Origin of the sequence: Hydrogenophaga sp. (assembly GCF_041633695.1) — a bacterium.
GTDB lineage: Bacteria > Pseudomonadota > Gammaproteobacteria > Burkholderiales > Burkholderiaceae_C > Hydrogenophaga.
Genome location: NZ_JBFJMY010000666.1, coordinates 1 through 1,720, shown reverse-complemented (window position 1 = coordinate 1,720; position 1,720 = coordinate 1). Strand labels below are relative to the sequence as shown.

Annotated in this window: 2 protein-coding genes; one reads left to right on the top strand and one right to left on the bottom strand. The window is 66.3% G+C overall.

Annotated features, from left to right (window positions below; all coding sequences use genetic code 11):
- A partial coding sequence (locus ABYB95_RS23025) for an SDR family NAD(P)-dependent oxidoreductase (protein ID WP_372662535.1) occupies positions 1–189 on the bottom strand: 189 nt, incomplete at its 3' end.
- Between the two features lie 236 nt (positions 190–425).
- Here ABYB95_RS23025 and ABYB95_RS23020 point away from each other — a divergent pair.
- On the top strand, positions 426–1,535 hold the full coding sequence (locus ABYB95_RS23020) for an NAD(P)/FAD-dependent oxidoreductase (protein WP_372662532.1): 1,110 nt from the start codon (positions 426–428) through the stop codon (positions 1,533–1,535).
- Positions 1,536–1,720: the final 185 nt, after the last annotated feature.

Sequence of the window (1,720 nt, the reverse complement as noted above, 5' to 3'; positions counted from 1 at the left end):
GGCGGTCCGGTCGCGGATGTCGCCTTGCACCAGGCGGACAGTGCGGCCGGTGATTTTTTCCACCCGCGCCAGCGATTCTTCGCTGGCGTTGCAGAAGTTGTCGAACACGGTCACGTCCTGGCCGGACTCGAGCAACTCGACGCAGGTGTGTGAGCCGATATAGCCGGCGCCTCCGGTTACAAAAATCATAGGGGTTCCATTCTGCGGAGCGGGTGGGCAGAGCGTACGCGCGAGGGCGCACCGGTCAACCCGGGTCAGGACCGCCCCGGCTTTGTGCAGCGAGCGGCATCGGCCCCGATTTTTGCACAGGCGCGTGGCCGTTCGAGGCTTTGCGCTGCGCGCGCCGTGCTGACCCGGGCGCACCACCGCTCGTTATCATGCGGCAGGTACAAGGCAGAGAGCAAAAGACAACGAGGAATTGGGATATGGAGCGAGTCGATGCGGTCGTGGTGGGCGCAGGCGTGGTGGGCCTGGCGGTGGCGCGGGCCCTGGCCCTGGCCGGGCGGGAGGTGGTGGTGCTCGAACGCGAGGCCGCCATTGGCACCGGCACCAGTTCACGCAACAGCGAAGTGATCCACGCCGGCATTTATTACCCCACAGGCTCGCTCAAGGCGCAGCTGTGCGTGCAAGGCAAGGCCATGCTCTACGCCTACTGCGCCGAACGGTGGCTTTCGCACCGGCGCTGCGGCAAGCTCATCGTGGCCAACACACCCAGCCAGCTCGCGGGTTTGCCGGGTATCGAGGAACGGGCGCGGGCCAATGGGGTGGACGATCTGGTGCTGTTGACCCGCGAACAAGCGCAAGCGCTGGAGCCGGCGCTGCAATGCCTGGCGGCGCTGCATTCGCCGTCCACCGGCATCGTGGACAGCCATGCCCTGATGCTCAGCCTGCAAGGCGATCTGGAGAACGCGGGTGGCTTGGTGGCCTTGCACAGCGAAGTCGCGCACATGCAGGTGTTGCCAGAAGGCCTGGCTCTGGAAATGCGCGACGGCACGCAACTGCAGGCCAGTACCGTGGTGAATGCCGCTGGCCTGGACGCGTGCGCGCTCGCTCAACGCACACAGGGCTTGACCCGCCAGCAAGTGCCAACCGCCTATTTCGCCAAAGGCAATTACTTCACCTTGAGCGGTCGTTCGCCGTTCACGCACCTGATCTATCCGGCTCCGGAGCCCGACAAACACCTGGCGGGCCTGGGCGTGCACCTGACCCTGGACCTGGGTGGTCAGGCCAAGTTCGGACCGGACGTGCAGTGGACCGATTCGGCTCAGGACTTGCAGGTCGACCCGGCCCGGGGCGACGCGTTTTACGCCGAAGTCCGGCGCTATTGGCCCGGACTGGCCGACGGCGCTCTGCAGCCCGGCTACGCCGGCATGCGCCCCAAGATCAGCGGCCCCGGTGAACCGGCCGCAGACTTTCTTTTCCAGGGGCCTGAAGCGCACGGCGTGCCGGGTCTGGTCCACCTGTTCGGCATCGAATCGCCGGGTCTGACCAGTTGCCTGGCCATTGGCGAGCACGTGCGCAAGTGCCTGGTCTAGCCGCTGTTTCCACGGGGCTCGCGTCGCCACGCCCGGGCTGATCGGGCGCTGGCCGTGTGCTGGTCGAGTCTGGGCGAATCGGTCAGCGCGCGGCGTTCGAAGTCCGTTTGGCGTGTTGCTGGATCGCCATAGCCGCCTCCCGCACCAGGGCCGGGCCTTTGTAAATCAGGCCGGTATAGATTTGC